Origin of the sequence: Nonomuraea candida, from assembly GCF_000725485.1 — a bacterium.
Lineage (GTDB): Bacteria > Actinomycetota > Actinomycetes > Streptosporangiales > Streptosporangiaceae > Nonomuraea > Nonomuraea candida.
The window spans coordinates 39,691-55,092 of sequence record NZ_JOAG01000024.1 but is presented as its reverse complement, the minus strand read 5'-3'; the positions used below and the strand labels follow the sequence as shown (position 1 = coordinate 55,092).

Below are 15,402 nucleotides of genomic sequence, written 5' to 3'. Positions count from 1 at the left end.
TTGCAGAACAACCCCCGGGGGACCGTCCGTGACTCCAGATCAGATCGAGAGCGCCGTCTCCGCCGCGATGCCACAGGCCATCGAGGAGCTCAGGCGGCTCGCCGCCATCCCCTCCGTGGCCTTCCCCGGGCACCCGGAAGAGCCCGTCTTCGCCGCCGCCGCCATGACGGAGGAGCTGCTGCGCTCCACCGGCCTGCCGCGTGTGCAGCAGGTCCCCGTCGAGGGCAGCTTCCCCGCCGTCTACGGCGAGGCCCCCGCGCCGCCCGGCATGCCCACGGTCCTGCTGTACGCGCACTACGACGTGCAGCCCGCCGGCGACCCGGCCGCGTGGCGCACCCCGCCGTTCGAGCCGACCCTCATCGACGGCCGCCTGTACGGGCGCGGCACCGCCGACGACAAGTCCGGCGTCATCTCCCACATCACCGCCCTGCGCGCCTTCCAGGGCCGCTTCCCGGTGGGCATCAAGGTCATCATCGAAGGCCAGGAGGAATACGCGGGCGACCGGCTGGAGGCGTTCGTCGAGCGCCACCCCGACCTGCTGCGGGCCGACGCCATCGTGGTGGCCGACACGGGCAACCCGCGCGTGGCCGACCCGGCCGTCACCACCTCGCTGCGCGGCATGGCCGCCTTCACCATCGAGGTCCGCACGCTGCGCGAGGCCGTGCACAGCGGCTCGTTCGGCGGCGCCGCCCCCGACGCCCTGGCCGCGCTCATGCGCATGCTGACCTCGCTGCACGACGACAACGGCGACATCCGCGTACCCGGCCTGCCCCGGGGCTCGTTCCTCGGCCAGGGGCCGTCGGAGGAGGAGTTCAGGAAGACCGCCGGGGTGCTCGACGGCGTCTCGCTGGTGGGCTCGGGCTCGCTGGCCGACCGGCTGTGGTCGTCGTACGCCATCACCGTCACGGGCCTCGACGTGCCGACGGTCTCCGGCGCGATCAACGCCGTCCAGCCGGCGGCGCGGGCCCGGGTGACCGTGCGCGTGCCTCCGGCCGGCGACCCGAAGACGACGGTGAACGCGGTGGTGGAGTTCCTGCGCCAGGTGGCGCCGTGGAACGTGCAGGTGGCGTTCGGCGACTTCACCGTCGGCTCCGGCTTCCAGGCCGACTCGGGCGGCAAGGCCCGCGCCGCCCTCAACCGCGCCATGGAGCGCGCCTTCGGCCGCCCGCCGAGGGACGTGGGCGCGGGCGGCTCCATCCCGCTGGTGAGCACCCTGCTCAAGCAGTTCCCGGCGGCCGAGATCCTGCTGTTCGGCGCGGAGGACGAGGAGGCGGCCATCCACGCTCCCAACGAGCGCGTGGACCTGGAGGAACTGCGCCGCGTCGCCACCACGGAGGCCCTGTTCCTGCACGAGCTCAGCCTCCCCTCGGCCCTCGGCGTCTAGCCCTCCGGCCACGCCGGCCGGCCCGCCCGCTACCCGCGTAGCGGGCGGGTCAGCGGTGGCGGCGGGAGAAGCGGAGGGCGAAGGGGGTGAGCATGGATTCCAGCTGCACGGCGAAGCTGATCTTGCTGGAGCCCGCGTTGCGCTCCTCGAAGTGGATCGGCATCTCCACGATCGCGCGGCCGAGGCGCTTGCAGCGGTAGTTCATCTCGACCTGGAAGCTGTAGCCGTCGCTTCTGATGGCGTCGAGGTCGATGCTTTCGAGCACGTCCCGGTGCCAGATCTTGAAGCCGCCCGTCGGGTCGCGGACCGACAGGTGCAGGATCGTGTTGACGTAGAGGCCGGCGAACCGGCTCAGCAGCCGGCGGTGGCGGCCCCACTGGGTGGACAGGGAGCCGCCGACGACGTACCGGCTGCCTATGACCACGCCGGCCTCGGTGGCCAGGATCGTGCCGAGCAGGTGCGGGATGTACTCGGGGCGGTGGCTGAGGTCGCCGTCCATCTGCACGATGTACTCGTCACCGCGGGCGAGCGCCGCCCGCATGCCGGCGAGGTGGGCGCGCCCGATGCCCTCCTTGACCTGGCGGTGCAGCACCAGCATGCGCTCCGCGCGCTCCTCGTTGGCGCGCTTGGCCAGGTCGTCGGCGAGGGCGCCGGTGCCGTCGGGCGAGTCGTCGTCGACGATGACGAGGCGGAGGTTGGGCAGGTCGAGCGCGAGCACGCGCGCGGCTAACTCGCCGAGGTTGCCCGCCTCGTTGTACGTCGGCACCACCACCGCGACGCGCGCCTCGCGCCACGGCGACGGCAGGGCCCAGGCTGGGGCGGCGTCCGGTGCGGCTCCGTCGTTCACCACGCTCTCCTCCTGCCCGTGCGGCGATGGCCGGACTCCAGATGGTCGGGCACCACCCTATGCCGCGCCCGATCAGCCCGACGGGCCGTGCCCTTTCGCGAGCGGATTGCCGGGCGAATCCAGCCACACGTGCTGTCCGACGGGCGAGACCGTCATGCCGAACCGGGAACGCTCGGGACGCCCCCATTCCAGCCAGCGTCCGAATGCCCGCTCCACCTCATTCCACAGATTGCGCGGGCCGGTTTCCGCGATGTGCGATCCGGCGCCGTAGGCCAGGGAATCGCCGGCCCACAGCCAGACCTCGAAACCATTGTCCGCGGCCACGCTCGCGTGCACGTCGGGCAGTGTTCCGGCGATGGCGACATCGGCGCCGTAAGCCGCCCGGAATATCGTCTCCGGGGGGATTTCCGCGGTGCGGCGACGGAAATCGCCGGTGAATCTGGGCGCCGGTGCGGAGCGCTGGCCGCGCAGCGGCATGTAAGTGGCGGAGCCGGCGAAATGCCCCGACGCCGTGCCGGCGGGGCCGGCCGTCAGGCGAAGCTGGTGGCCGGGCGCGTAGCGGGGCATCCACGGCAGCACGATCACCCCGCCGGGGCGGGTCTGGCGCACCCAGGCGTGCGGGACGGTGTGGACGCCGCAGGTGACGTGCACCCCGTCGTACGGAGCGCCGCCGGCCCTGCCTCCCGCCCCGTCGCCCAGCACCAGGCCGGGGCGGCGGCCGAGCGCGCGCAGGTTGGCCGCGGCCGTGGCGAGGACCTGCGGGTCGATCTCCACGCTGGTCACGCCGGCGTCGCCGAGCCGGTGCGCGAGCAGGCCGGCCGTCCAGCCGGGCCCGGTGCCGATCTCCAGCACGCGGTGGCCGGGCTCGGGGGCGAGCAGTTCGAGGAAGTCGAGGACGACGCCGGGGGCCGACAACGAGGAGGTGTAGCGGCCGCTCCCCGCGCCGACCGCCGTCGCCCCGTCGTCGAACTGCGTGATGATCGCGTGATCGGCGTACGCGGCGGCGAGCCACCCGCCGGGGTCGCCGGTCCGGTCGATCCGGTACGCCGGGCCGTCGTCCGGCCGGGCCCAGGCCACGTCGGGCACGAACCTGTGACGGGGCACGGCGAGCAGCGCGGCCCGCCATGCCGGGTCATTCAGCTCTCCGTTGGCGGCCAGCCTGTCGGCCAGCGCGACATTGAGCTTTTCCGCATCCACTAGCTACGCTTTCCGCCCTTGCCGTTCCATTCGGGGCCCGTCGGCCGCTTCGGCTCCAGCGGCACGTCCTTCTTCCGCTCGCCCGCGTGTCTCGGCGTGTATTCCTTGCCGTCCTTGTCGTCCTTGTCCTTGCCCAACGAACGGCTCCCTTCTCCGCGTTTTTCCGGCCGTTCATCGCTGGATTTAACCGGCCTGCCGGGGCGGTTAACCAGCCGTGCGGTAAGAATTCCAGAACCGGGGCCACCGGGCGGCGTTTCGCGCCTTCCGATCGGAGTCACGCGCGAATGGCCGCGCGGCGAATAGCGGGAAATGCGTTTTTGACGGCTAAAAGGAGGCCCTCGGGGCCGGAACGTGATCGGCCGGGGGCTGATCGCCGGGACGTGATCGGCCGGGGCGTGATCGGCCGGGACGCACGCCCGCGTCCCCGCCCGTACCGGACCGGGGACGAGTCAGGGAAAATCATGGAACCGTCGCCGCCGCCCGCGGCAATCACTCATGTCATGACCGGAGACACCCGAGAGGCAAGACATGCGACACGAGAGCCGGGCGGACCTCTCGCCCCGGCCGGGGGCCGCGCGGGCGGGCGCCGATCCGCTGGGGGACGCACCGCCCAAGAACAGGCCACCCACGGGCGGGCCCTCCCCTGGCGGCCACTCCCCGGGCGGGCCCTCCCCGAGCGGGCCCTCCCTGGGCGGGTCCGAGCGGCTCGCCGTCCTGTTCCGCGCCCACGCCCCCGAGCTGAAGCGCTACGTCGTACGGCGCCTGGGGCTGGAGCCCGCCGACGACATCGTCGCCGAGACGTTCGCCGTGGCGCTGCAGCACCTGGACTCCTATGACGAGCGGCGCGGCGGCGAGCGCGCCTGGTTGTACGGCATCGCCACCAACCTCATCGGCCGGCACCGCCGCCGCGAGATCGGCCTCTACAAGGCGCTGAGCCGCACCGGGGCCGACCCCGTCACCGAGCCGTTCACCGACGAGGTCGAGCGGCGGGTGGCCGCGGACGGGGCGCGCAAGCGGCTGGCCAAGGCCCTGGCGGGGCTGCCGGGGAAGCACCGGGACACGCTGCTGCTGGTGACGTGGGCCGAGCTGACGTACGAGGAGGCCGCGGCGGCGCTGGGCGTGCCGGTCGGGACGGTGCGCTCGCGCGTCAACCGGGCCAGGAGCGCGTTGCGCCGCGGGCTCGCCGGAATCGATCCGACCGTCGTGGACGAGGGATGAGCAGGGATGAACGAGATCGAACTCCTCCGGGAGATGCGGAGCGAGGTCCCCGAGCGGCTCGACCTGTCGGGGGCGGAGCGCAGGCTGGCCGGGATGAGGGCCGAGGGGACGGCCGGGATGAGGGCCGAGGGGGCGACCGGGAGGGCGCGCCAGCTCGCGTACCGGCTCACGGCCGGGAAGGCGCGCCGGCCGGCGTACCGGCTGCGGTGGGGGATGACGGTGGCGGGGGCGTGCGTGCTGGCCGTCGCGGCCGTGGCGGTGCTGCGCCCGCAGGACGACGGCGTACGGACCCAGGAGTCCGTGTCCGAGCGGCCCGGCGCGACCGTGGCGGGACCGGGGCGGCAGACGGGCGACCCCGTGGCGGTGCTGGAGCGGGCGGCGCTCGTCGCGGACCGGAGCGCGGCCGTGGAGCTGCGGCCGGACCGGTGGTTCTACCTCAAGGAGTCGCAGCACATGGGCGCCGACCTGCCGGCGTTCGAGACCTGGAGCCGCCTGGACGGGCGGCGGGAGGCGCTCAGGCAGGAGGGCGGCGAGCTCAAGGTGACCGCGGCGGAGAAGGGGCCGACGCACGTCGGGCGCACGCAGCGCGAGATCGAGGCGCTGCCCTCCGACCCGGACGCGTTGCTGGCGCACTTCCGGGGGCTCCGGAGGGAGCTGGCCCCGCTGTCGATCTGCCGGCCTCGCTGCGCGCCGGGGATCGAGGATGACGTCAAGGCGTTCGGGGCCATCGGCTGGTACATGAAGTACGGGCCGATGATCCCGCCGGAGACGGCCGCGGCGATGTACCGCGCGCTGGCGCGGATCCCGCACGTGACCATCGAGCCCGACGCCACGGACGCGGACGGCCGCCGGGGCGTCGGCGTGGTGTTCGACGCCGGCGACGGGGTCAAGGCCTCCTACGTCCTCGACTCCGCCGACTACCGGTACATGGGGATGACGGTGGTGCGGGACGGCGAGACCGTGGGGATGTCGGTCCTCGGCGCCGGCATCGTGGACGAGCCGGGCGAGCTGCCCTGATCAGGGAGCCTGGTGAGCTGCCCTGATCAGGGAGCCGGCGAGCTGCCCTGATCAGGCGGTCACGAGTGGCTCGCGACGCGGCGGCGCATGACGAGCCGCAGGCCGGTCTCCACCAGGGCCCAGCCGAGGCGGGTCTCCCAGGCGCGCAGGAGCGAGCCCCGGGGCCGGGCACGACGGTGGAGCTCGGCTTCGGCTCTCAGCTCGCGGGCTCTCACCCGCTCGACGTAGATAATTTGAGCAAATTTTCCTTTCGCACCTTGCGGTCAGCTCACCTGGCCGCGTGGTGGCGTGCGGCCAGCCGGCCGGAGTGCTACCTGACGAGCAGGTCGTAGGCCCCGAGTGCTACCTGATGGGCAGGTCGTAGACGCGGCGGACGCTGCTGCCGAGTCTGCTCACGTCGGCCCCGTAGACGTGCACCGACACCCCGGTCTCCGCGCTGGTGTTGCGCACCATGTGGATGTCGCCGGGCGGCGCGAACCCGCTGACCTCGCCCGGCCGGTTCTCGGCCCGGCCGATCTCCACCAGGTGGTCGCCCATGTCGCGGTAGAGCGTCTCGTACTCGATGCCGCTGAGGATGCCGAACGTGCACCACGAGACGTGGTCGTGGATGGCGGTGTCCTGGCCGGGCCGCCACACCACACCGACGATCGAGAAGCCGCCCTCGGCGTGCAGCACGTGGGAGGCGTACCGGTCGGGCGAGCCCGCGCGCTCCGCCGGCGTGAGGAGGTCGAGCCCCGGCAGGTTGTCGCGCAGCAGGCCGGCTACGGCGTGGGCGGTCGTGCGGGCGTCGAGGCGGCGGGCGACGATGCGCGACACCCCCGAGACGAGGACGTCGAGTCCGGGCCTGGCGACGGTCGTGGCGGCGGTATTCATGGGATTCCCCTAGGGAAAATCAGTAATCTGCCTTCCCCTTCTACGGTCCGGCATTTCGACCGATAGGTCCAACAGAAGTCTTCTGGCCGATCGATAGATACGATTGATGAATGCTCGACGTCGTACGCCTGCGCGTCCTCGTCGCGGTCGCCCGCAAGGGCTCGCTCACCGCGGCGGCCAAGGAGCTGCACTACTCGCAGCCCTCCGTCAGCCACCACCTGGCCCGGCTGGAGGCGGAGACCGGGGCCAAGCTCATCCAGCGCGCCGGGCGCGGCATCAGGCTCACCGAGGCGGGCCGGCTGCTGGCCGAGCGGGCGGCGGACATCATCGGCCGGCTCGACGCCACGGCCGAGGAGCTGGCCGCGCACGTCGGGCTGCGCACCGGGCGGGTGCGGCTGGCCGCCTTCCCCTCCGCGCTGGGCACGTTCGTCCCAAAGGCCGCCGGACTGCTGGCCGCCGCGCATCCCGGGCTGCGCCTGCAGCTCACCGAGACCGAGCCGCCCGAGGCGCTGCGGCTGCTGCGCAGCGGGCGGGTGGACGTGGCCGTGATGTTCCGCTACGACGACACCGCGCCCGAGGACGGCGGCATCCGCATGGTCCACCTCCTCGACGACCCCAGCTACCTGGTGTCGAGCGGCCCGCCGGGCGAGCTGGCCGACCACGCCGAGTCCGCCTGGATCACCGGCTGCGACCGGTGCCGCGGCCACCTGCTCGACCTGTGCGACAAGGCGGGGTTCGCGCCGCGGATCGCGTTCACGAGTGACGACATCGTGGCCGTGCAGGCGCTGGTCGCGGCCGGGCTGGGGCTGACCGTGCTGCCGGGGCTGGCGCTGGCCGCGCACCGCCATCCGGAGGTGGAGGTGGCGCTGATCTCGGGGTCGAGCAGGCACGTGTACGCGGCGGTGCACGGCGAGCCGCCCTACCCGCCGGCCACCGAGGCCCTGCTCGCAGCCCTGCGCGAAGCCGCCGCCACCACCCCGCCGGCCGGCCCTTCGCCCGCCCCACCGGCCGGCGCGCCGGCCCGCCCGGTTCCACGACCGACACCGAGCCCTCAAGCCCTGGCTGAACTCACATGCGGCCTGAGCTGCAGGGATGTAGTCTCCGGCAGGCACAGGGCCGAGGTGGGGACAGATCGGCGGCCCGGCCGGCCGTAGGCGTCAGCGCCGGACGAGCACTCCCTCCTCCACAGCGGCGAGTGCGTTCCGCAGCAGGTTGTTCAGCAGCCGGGCCTCCGCCTCGGGAATCCTGGCGACGATCCTGGCGTGCGCCTCGGTCACCGCGCGCACCGCGGACTCGGCGACCTCGACCCCCCGGGGTGTGAGCCGTACCCATGAGCTGCGCCCGTCGTCGGGAGCGGCCTCGCGCATGACGAGGCCCGCGCCGGAGAGTCGCTTGAGGACGTTGCTGGTGCCGCCGGACGACAGCAGCAGCGCGTGGGTCAGCTCGGTCGGCTTCAGCCGGTAGGGCTCGCCCACGCGCCGCAGCACGGCGAGCATGCCGTACTCGGCCTGGGTGAGCCCGAGCCGCTCCAGCTCGCGCGCCGCCACCTCGTCGAAGGCGGCGGCGAGCAGCGCGCTGCGCTTGGCCAGTTCCAGGGGAAGGCCCGCGATCTCCGGCAGTTGCTCGTGCCAGGCCGTGATGATGTCGTCGACGTGGTCCGGTTCGGTCATGGCCGGCCTCTCCGTTCCCCCTGTTCTCGTGGCCCGCAGAACGATGCCTGCCCCAGGTTAGCTCACCGCAAAGCTATCTCGGCAGCTGATGCCTCCAGGTTCTGCGGGGGCGTGCTTCACCAGGGCTGTTGTCCGGCAGGGGAAGAGCCGCTACATTGCTCAGCAGAAAGCTTTCCACATAGCTTTCTCGTGACTATTCTTTCGGGAGTGAGCATGCAGGCTCGAATCGTCGTGGCGTATCACAGCGGCTACGGCCACACCGCGAAGCAGGCCGAAGCGGTGGCCGCCGGCGTGGGCGAAGTGGCGGACACCACCGTGCGGTTGGTGTCGCTCGCCGAGCTGAACGACGAGCTGTGGCAGACGCTGGCCGACGCCGACGCGATCATCTTCGGCACGCCGACCTACATGGGCGGCGCCAGCGCGGTGTTCCGCGCCTTCGCCGAGTCCACGACCCAGGTCTGGGGCGACGACATGCAGTGGAAGAACAAGATCGCCGCCGGCTTCACCAACAGCGGCAACATGGCGGGCGACAAGCTCCACACCCTCGTCGACATCGCCCTCTTCGCCGCCCAGCACGGCATGATCTGGGTCGGCCTGGCGGAGTACGGCGGATGGAACACCTCCAAGGGCAGCAGCGAGGACATCAACCGTCTCGGCAGCTGGCTCGGCGCCATGTCCCAGTCGAACAACGACGAGGGCCCGGACGTCGCCCCCTGCGCCAGTGACCTGCGCACCGCCGAGGTCCTGGGCCGCCGGGTCGCCGAGATCACCCACGTCCACCTGCGCGGGCGCGCGGCGACCGAACTCGAAGCGGTTGTCTCCTGACATGTCCGCCCGCACCGGCTGACGCCGGTAACGCTGCGCGGCTTCCGCCCCGGACATGAGCGATCGCTCATGGCGCACGCATGGTCCGGTATTGGGCGCTCAGGCCGGAACGTCCCATAGTGAGGCCATGGACCGATCTCTGCGCGTCGCGGTCATTGGCGACCGCGACCCAGCCTTTCCTCCGCACGTGGCCACCGACGACGCGCTGCGGCACGCCGCCGCGCACCTCGGCATCGGGGTGGACGTCCGCTGGACGGCCACCGAGCCGCTGGAATCCGACCTGGGCGAGGTCAAGGCCGCCGACGTGCTGTGGTGCGCGCCCGGCAGTCCGTACCGCAGCCTGCGCGGCGCCCTCGCCGCGCTCCGGCACGGCCGCGAGCACGGTGTGCCCACCCTGGGGACGTGCGGCGGCTGCCAGCACATGGTCATCGAGTACGCCCGCCACGTGCTCGGCCACGAGGACGCCCAGCACGCGGAGTACGACCCGTACGCCTCTACCCTCTTCGTGTCCGAACTGGCCTGCTCGCTGGCCGGCAAGACCATGCCCGTCACCCTGACCCCGGGTTCCCGGGTGGCCGCGCTGTACGGACGGACCGAGGCCGAGGAGGAGTACTACTGCAACTTCGGTCTCGACCCCACCCGTCAGCAAACCCTGCACGACGGCGGCTTCTCCGTCACGGGCGTGGACGGTGAGGGCGAGGCCCGGGTGCTGGAGATTCCCGGCCACCCCTACTACGTGGCCACGCTCTTCGTGCCGCAGGCCCGCTCGCGTCCCGAGGCGCCGCACCCGCTGGTCGTCGGCCTGCTGCGCGCGGCGCTATGACGTTCACCCAGCTGAGGATCCTCCAGGCGGTCGCACGCACCGGCAACATGACCCGGGCCGCCGAGGAACTGGCCACCACACAGTCCGCCGTCAGCCACGCGCTGCGTGCCCTGGAGAGCGAGCTCGGGATCGCGCTGCTGGTGCGGGGCAACCAGGGGGTGAGCCTGACGGCGGCCGGGCGTGCCGTGTGCCGCCGCGCCGGCCTCATCCTCACCCAGGTGGAAGCGCTGGAGCAGGAGGTGGCCGCGGCCCGCGAGCACGAGCGGGGCAGCCTGCGCGTCGGCGTCATCCCCAGCGCCAACGTCCGGCTGCTGCCGCCGATCCTGCGGCGGTTCGAGGATGCGCATCCGCAGGTGCGGCTCACGGTGATGGAGGGCTCGGACGGCGAGGTGCTGGAGTGGCTCGAAACGGGCGCGGCGGATGTCGCGACCGTGTCAGCCGGGGCGGCGGACGCCCGGACCACCACGGCCGCGCTCCCCGCAGGGGTGATGACGCGCCCCCTCGCCACCGACCGCATGCTGGCCGTCCTGCCCAGTGGTCACGAACTGGGCGTCCGCGACTCGGTACCGGTGGCCGAGCTGGCCCGGCAGCCGTTCATCATGTCCACGGGCGGCTGTGAGCCTCTGATCACGGCACTCGCGCGGGCGGCGGGGGCGAGCCTGAAGTGCCACTACCGGGTGCGCGACACCAACAGCATTCTCGCCATGGTCGCCGAGGGGCTCGGGGTGAGCATCGTCCCTGAACTGTCGCTGCCCGCCCATCGCCCGGGCGTGCACGCGATCCCGCTCGACCCGGCCGCCGAGCGCACCATCCTGCTCGCCCTGCCCGCCGACCCGCTCCCCACGGCCACCGCCTTCGCCGAATGGGCCACCACCCTCACCCCCGGAGGCCGGATGTTCCCGCCGTGCCGCGACGCGCCCGTCACCGGCACACCTCCATCGACGCGATGTCCGGCAGGTGCGCCGCCCACTCCTGCTCGGTGAGCGTCCGGCCGAACCGGTCGCACAGGGCGCCGGCCACGGCAGACGGCGCCACGGGATACTCGTGCCGCGCGCCGAACTGGTCGAAGGTGATCAGGCGGGCGCCGTCCGAGGTGAAAGCCACCCGCTGGACGTTCCCCCGGTCGTCGTCCGGAACCGCGCCGATGGACTGGCCCAGCGCCAGGTCGTAGAGGCGGACCCGGCCGTCGCCGCCCACCAGGGCGGCCAGGTCCTCCGCCGGCGAGACGGCGAGCGGCGCCGTGGGCGTGCCGGGTGTGCCGGTGATGACCGTCCTGGGTGAGCCGTCCTGGTTCCAGACGGTCAGGCGTCCCCGGCTGTCCGCGGTGACGAGCAGGCCGGCCCGGGTGAACCCGGCGTGGGTGAGGGTGGTCGCCCGGCCGGTGGCGCGGAGCCTCGGGCCCGCGCGCCTGCCCGTCGCGGCGTCCAGCAGGCCCGGGTCCTGCGCCAGCACGGCGAGCCGCGTCCCGTCGTCGTTGAAGGCGACGTCGGTCAGCCTGGTGAGGTCGACCGACCACAGCGCGCGGCCGGCCTTCCAGTCCCAGAGCTGGAGGGTGGACTTCGTCGAGTCGTCCACCTGGTGGATCTCCACCGCGACCTTGCTGCCGTCCGGGCTGACGCCCCGCAGAAACGCCTGGCCGACGTCGCTCACGGTGAGCCGCTTGATCTCCTTTCTGGTCACGGCGTCGTGGATGCGCAGGCGGCTGATGTTCTCGACGTCGCCGGACGACGTCTCGTTGATCTCGAAGGTGATCAGCGCGATCACGTTGCCGTCCGGGCTGAAGGCGGTGCCGGTGAAGTCGAACTGGCCCGTGGTCCTGTCACGCAGGAGCAGCTCGCGCTTCTGCGCCGTCCGCACGTAGGCGTCGGTGCTGGAGTCGGTGTTGCGCAGTTCCACGGTGAGCTTGCCGCCGGGGCCGATGGCGGCCGTGTCGGACTCGGGCTCGGCCGGTGCGGTCAGCGCGGAGAAGTCCAGGGAGAACACACGGTCCTCGCTGAGGTAGCGCAGCGTCTTCCCGTCGGGGTCGAATCGCGGTTGCGGCGACATCACCCCGGCCGACCACTGCTGGGGGTCGGACGCGGCGCGGACGGTGAGCGCGGTGAGGAGCATGCCGTCCCGCCAGAGCTGGATCTGGTCGTCCGTCGCCGAGGCGAACAGCTTCTGGTCGTGGCTGAAGATCAGGCTTCCCTGGTTCCACTGGGCCGGGCCGATGCCGATCAACTCGCCGGTCGAGAAGCCCGTCGGGTCCTTCAGGTCGGCCACGCCGAGCCGCCGTCCCGGTAGTGCCTCGACCAGCCGGCCGTCCTTGGTGACGGCCGGCGGGCCGGGGCAGGAGTCGCACGCCTCCTGCTGCGGCCTGGTGCCGGTGAGTTTCAGGCCGGGCAGGGCGAAGCTGCCGATCCGCTTGGTGTCGCGGTACCGCATGTAGATCGCCGAGCCGTCCGGGGCCATCGCGCCGTTCCAGTAGCCGGGCAGCTGCGCGGTGCGTCCTGTCTGGAGGTCCCAGAGGGTGAAGACCTCTCCACCCCGCAGCACCATCACATAACGGTCAACCGTGCCGAAGCGGACGGCGGCCAGGTCGAACTCCTCGCCGCCGATGGCGCGGCGGAACGGCCACGCTCGCCTGGTCCTGCCTGTCTTCACCTCCCAGGCGTGCACGCCCCTGCTGGTCAGGAGCACGAGCACGTCGCCGGACGGGCTCAGCGCCATGTCGATCGGCGTGCCCTTGACGCCCAGCCTCCACTTGCCGATCGGGCGGCGGCCGGGCACGTCCCACAGGCGCACCTCGTCGTCGCCGACGCTGACCAGGGTCCGGCTGTCGGCGCTGAGGGTGCGGATCGTGCCGGGTTGGGCGGCCGGATCCTGGAACATGTCGCTCTCGCGCTGGGCGAGGGAGTCGTTCATGGCCCTGCGGGTCTGCGCGGTCGGGTCGATCCGCCAGGCGGCCACGCTCAGCAGCCCGCCGAGCTCGGGATCGGTGGCGCGGATCGCGCCCGCGGTGGCCGCGATCCTGGCCGCCTCCGCCGCGCGGAACCGGTCCTCGGCCACCTTGCCCTGCCACACCGCGACACCGGTCGCGGCCAGCGAGACGACCAGCAGGACCGCCAGGCTCAGCGACACCAGCCGGGCCCTGCGCGCCCTGCGGCGGCCCAGCGCGGCGCCCGCGTCCAGGAAGTCCCGCTCGAAGCCGGCCAGCGCGATGTCCTTGCGGCCGGTGGCGGCCCACTGCAACGCGTTCTCCAGCGACTGCCCGGTGAACAGGTCGCCGTCCCGCCGGCCGCGCTCGTCCCAGCGCCGGGCCGCCGCCAGGATGTCCCGGTGGACGGCCATTCCGTCCCTGTTGCTCTCGATCCAGCGGCGCAGCCGGGGCCACGCGTGCGGCAGGGCCGGCCGGGCCAGCCGTACCTCATCGCCGCTGATGTCCAGGAGATAGCCGAAGACCCGCAGCACCGCCTGCGCCTCGGTGAACTCGCTCAGGCGGGCCCGCCGGATGGACAGGTCGCCGTCCTCGTTCACCGTCACCAGCCGCAGGAACACCTTCGCCGCCTGCTCGCGATCGGCCGGGCCGAGCAGGCCGTAGGCCTCCTCGGCGAGCGGGCCGAGGCCGGGGTCGTGCGCCTGCGTCGCGAGGTGCGAGGCACGGCCGCCTTCGGCGAGCAGCCGTGCCGTGTCGAGCTGCCCGTCGCCGCTGATCAGGGCGAGCAACAGGGCGCGGGCCGTGGGCCGCTCCAGCGGGTCCTTGCGCAGCGCGGCGTGGACCAGCGGGCGGAGCGACTCCGGCAGGCAGCTCAGATCCGGCTCGACCGACATGACCTGGTGCATGACCGCGCCGAGCGTCTCGGCCTTGAACGGATCCTTGCCGGTCGCGGCGAACAGCATGATCCCGCCCCACGCGAACACGTCGGCGGGCGCCCCGGCCCGCTCGCCGGTGAACACCTCCGGCGCCATGTACGTGGGCGTCCCCGAGATCAGCCCGCTCGCGGTCAGCGACATCTCCAGCGTCCGCGCCAGGCCGAAGTCGATCACTCGGGGGCCGTCGGGGCCGAGCAGGACGTTGTCCGGTTTCATGTCCCTGTGGATCACGCCCGCGTCATGGATCGCGGTCAGCGCGGTGGCGATGCCTGTCGCCAGCCGGTGCAGCTCTCCCGGGGTGAAGCTCCTGCCGTTCCGTACGGCGGAGCCGAGGCTGGGCCCCTCGACGTACTCGCTGACCAGGTACGGCCGCGGTCCGGTGAGGTCGGCCTCGATCACGGCCGCCGTGCAGAAGGAGGAGACGCGCTGCGCCGCGATGGCCTCCCGCTTGAGCAGGCCCACGTCGACGCCGTGCAGCATCTTGATCGCCACCCGTCGCCCGGTCCGGTCGTAGGCCTCGTAGACCACACCCTGGCCGCCCGCGCCCAGCCGCCCGGCCAACCAGTAATCCCCGATCCGCTGCGGATCTCCAGCGATTAGTGTCACGGGATCTTGGATATGCCGTGTCCCCACAAAGTTCGCGAATCATCCCGACTTCGCGGATGCCGGCCGGTGCGGGCCCCGGCCTCCCCTCCTGATCGGGATGTGACAACCGCCACATCCCGTTGACTCTCACGCCGGTGTGAGAGTCCAGCCTGTTGGCATGACAGAACAGCACTCAGTTGGACAGAACAGCACCGCGGTCACCGTCATGGGCCTGGGCCCCATGGGATCGGTGCTGGCAGAGACGTTCCTTGGCAAGGGCCAGTCCGTGACGGTCTGGAACCGCACTGCCGGCAAGGCGGACGCGCTGGTCGCCAAGGGGGCGCACCGCGCGGCCACCGTCGCCGAGGCCGTGGCCGCGAGCCCGGTCACGATCGCCTGCCTCAACGACTACGCGACCCTGCACCAGGTCCTTGACTCCGCCGGCGGTGCGCTTCAGGGCCGTACGCTGGTGAATCTCACCTCGGGAACGCCGGCGGAGGCTCGCGCGGCGACGGACTGGGCGAGCGAGCACGCCCTCGGCTATCTCGATGGCGCGATCATGGTTCCCCCGCCGCTCGTCGGACAGCCCGGGTCGGTCTTCCTGTACGCCGGCCCGCGGGAAGCCTTCGACCGGCACCGGGCGACCCTGGAGCTCCTGGGCGATCCCCGGCACCTCGGCGCCGATCCGGGGCTGGCGGTGCTGTTCAACACGGCCATGCTCGAAATGATGTACACGACCCTGAACGGCTTCCTGCACGGCGCCGCCCTGGTCGGCTCGGCCGGCGTGCCCGCGGCCGAGTTCGCCGAACTCGCGCTGGGCTGGTTCATGCCCGTGGTGCTGAACCCCGCGAGCCTCGCCACACAGGCGCCGAGCCTGGACGAGGGCGCGTACCCCGGCGACCTCGGGACCATGCGCATGAACCTGAACGCGCTGGAGCACATTCTCCGCACCAGCGTCGAGCAGGGCGTCCACTCCGACCAGCCACGGCTGATGAAGGACCTCGCCGAACGCGCGATCGCCCAGGGGCATGGCGCCGAGAACTACTTCTCCATGTTCGAGATCTTCAAAAAGGGCTGAGGACCGCGCCGGCGAGCTCGGCGCAACGCCGCC

General features: G+C 72.5%; 15 protein-coding genes. 8 read left to right on the top strand and 7 right to left on the bottom strand.

All coding sequences use genetic code 11. The features are described from left to right. Positions 1-28: 28 nt before the first annotated feature. On the top strand, positions 29-1,384 hold the full coding sequence (locus IO39_RS23360; protein ID WP_084773349.1) for a dipeptidase: 1,356 nt from the start codon (positions 29-31) through the stop codon (positions 1,382-1,384). Between the two features lie 49 nt (positions 1,385-1,433). Here IO39_RS23360 and IO39_RS23355 read toward each other — a convergent pair whose 3' ends face one another. The 3 genes from IO39_RS23355 to IO39_RS54685 form a co-directional block, all read right to left on the bottom strand. Then, positions 1,434-2,234, bottom strand: coding sequence for a polyprenol monophosphomannose synthase (locus tag IO39_RS23355; protein WP_245642158.1), 801 nt, complete (start codon positions 2,232-2,234; stop codon positions 1,434-1,436). A 69-nt stretch (positions 2,235-2,303) separates the two neighbouring features. After that, positions 2,304-3,428 carry a methyltransferase domain-containing protein gene (locus IO39_RS23350; protein ID WP_043627090.1) on the bottom strand — a complete coding sequence of 375 codons (1,125 nt, stop codon included), beginning with the start codon at positions 3,426-3,428 and terminating at the stop codon, positions 2,304-2,306. After that, a complete protein-coding gene (locus tag IO39_RS54685) occupies positions 3,428-3,565 on the bottom strand; it encodes a hypothetical protein (protein WP_157548792.1) in 138 nt (45 codons plus the stop codon). The genes IO39_RS23350 and IO39_RS54685 overlap by 1 nt, the downstream gene beginning before the upstream one ends. 391 nt (positions 3,566-3,956) lie before the next feature. On the opposite strand from IO39_RS54685, the gene IO39_RS23345 reads away from it, so the two are divergent. Beyond that, positions 3,957-4,646: an RNA polymerase sigma factor gene (locus tag IO39_RS23345; RefSeq protein WP_043627087.1), complete on the top strand. Its 690-nt coding sequence runs from the start codon at positions 3,957-3,959 to the stop codon at positions 4,644-4,646. A 6-nt stretch (positions 4,647-4,652) separates the two neighbouring features. Further along, positions 4,653-5,663, top strand: a complete 1,011-nt coding sequence (locus IO39_RS23340; protein WP_043627084.1) for a CU044_5270 family protein — start codon at positions 4,653-4,655, stop codon at positions 5,661-5,663. 59 nt (positions 5,664-5,722) lie between these two features. On the opposite strand, the gene IO39_RS56095 is transcribed toward IO39_RS23340, so the two are convergent. After that, entirely contained in the window at positions 5,723-5,878 is a 156-nt protein-coding gene (locus tag IO39_RS56095; protein ID WP_169789101.1) for a hypothetical protein, read from the bottom strand. A 127-nt stretch (positions 5,879-6,005) separates the two neighbouring features. Beyond that, positions 6,006-6,536 carry a cysteine dioxygenase family protein gene (locus tag IO39_RS23335; RefSeq protein WP_043627082.1) on the bottom strand — a complete coding sequence of 177 codons (531 nt, stop codon included), beginning with the start codon at positions 6,534-6,536 and terminating at the stop codon, positions 6,006-6,008. A 110-nt stretch (positions 6,537-6,646) separates the two neighbouring features. Between IO39_RS23335 and IO39_RS23330 the strand changes: the two genes are divergently transcribed. Continuing rightward, complete coding sequence (locus IO39_RS23330) at positions 6,647-7,690, top strand: LysR family transcriptional regulator (RefSeq protein ID WP_084773344.1); 1,044 nt, start codon at positions 6,647-6,649, stop codon at positions 7,688-7,690. Positions 7,691-7,693: 3 nt separating this feature from the next. Here IO39_RS23330 and IO39_RS23325 read toward each other — a convergent pair whose 3' ends face one another. Beyond that, the gene (locus tag IO39_RS23325; protein WP_052423273.1) at positions 7,694-8,206 is read right to left on the bottom strand and encodes a MarR family winged helix-turn-helix transcriptional regulator; all 513 of its coding nucleotides are present in this window, start codon (positions 8,204-8,206) and stop codon (positions 7,694-7,696) included. A gap of 213 nt (positions 8,207-8,419) precedes the next feature. Between IO39_RS23325 and IO39_RS23320 the strand changes: the two genes are divergently transcribed. The 3 genes from IO39_RS23320 to IO39_RS23310 all read left to right on the top strand — a co-directional run bounded on the left by IO39_RS23320 (position 8,420) and on the right by IO39_RS23310 (position 10,837). Then, positions 8,420-9,031: a flavodoxin family protein gene (locus IO39_RS23320; RefSeq protein ID WP_043627079.1), complete on the top strand. Its 612-nt coding sequence runs from the start codon at positions 8,420-8,422 to the stop codon at positions 9,029-9,031. Positions 9,032-9,158: 127 nt separating this feature from the next. Next, a complete protein-coding gene (locus tag IO39_RS23315; RefSeq protein WP_043627076.1) occupies positions 9,159-9,854 on the top strand; it encodes a CTP synthase C-terminal region-related (seleno)protein in 696 nt (231 codons plus the stop codon). Further along, a complete protein-coding gene (locus IO39_RS23310) occupies positions 9,851-10,837 on the top strand; it encodes a LysR family transcriptional regulator (RefSeq protein ID WP_052423272.1) in 987 nt (328 codons plus the stop codon). Before IO39_RS23315 ends, IO39_RS23310 begins: the two co-directional genes overlap by 4 nt. Here IO39_RS23310 and IO39_RS50890 read toward each other — a convergent pair. Then, positions 10,776-14,312: a serine/threonine-protein kinase gene (locus IO39_RS50890; protein ID WP_169789100.1), complete on the bottom strand. Its 3,537-nt coding sequence runs from the start codon at positions 14,310-14,312 to the stop codon at positions 10,776-10,778. The genes IO39_RS23310 and IO39_RS50890 overlap by 62 nt on opposite strands. Positions 14,313-14,469: 157 nt before the next feature. Here IO39_RS50890 and IO39_RS23300 point away from each other — a divergent pair, with 157 nt between their 5' ends. Beyond that, the gene (locus tag IO39_RS23300) at positions 14,470-15,369 is read left to right on the top strand and encodes an NAD(P)-dependent oxidoreductase (RefSeq protein ID WP_052423270.1); all 900 of its coding nucleotides are present in this window, start codon (positions 14,470-14,472) and stop codon (positions 15,367-15,369) included. The last annotated feature ends 33 nt before the right edge of the window (positions 15,370-15,402 follow it).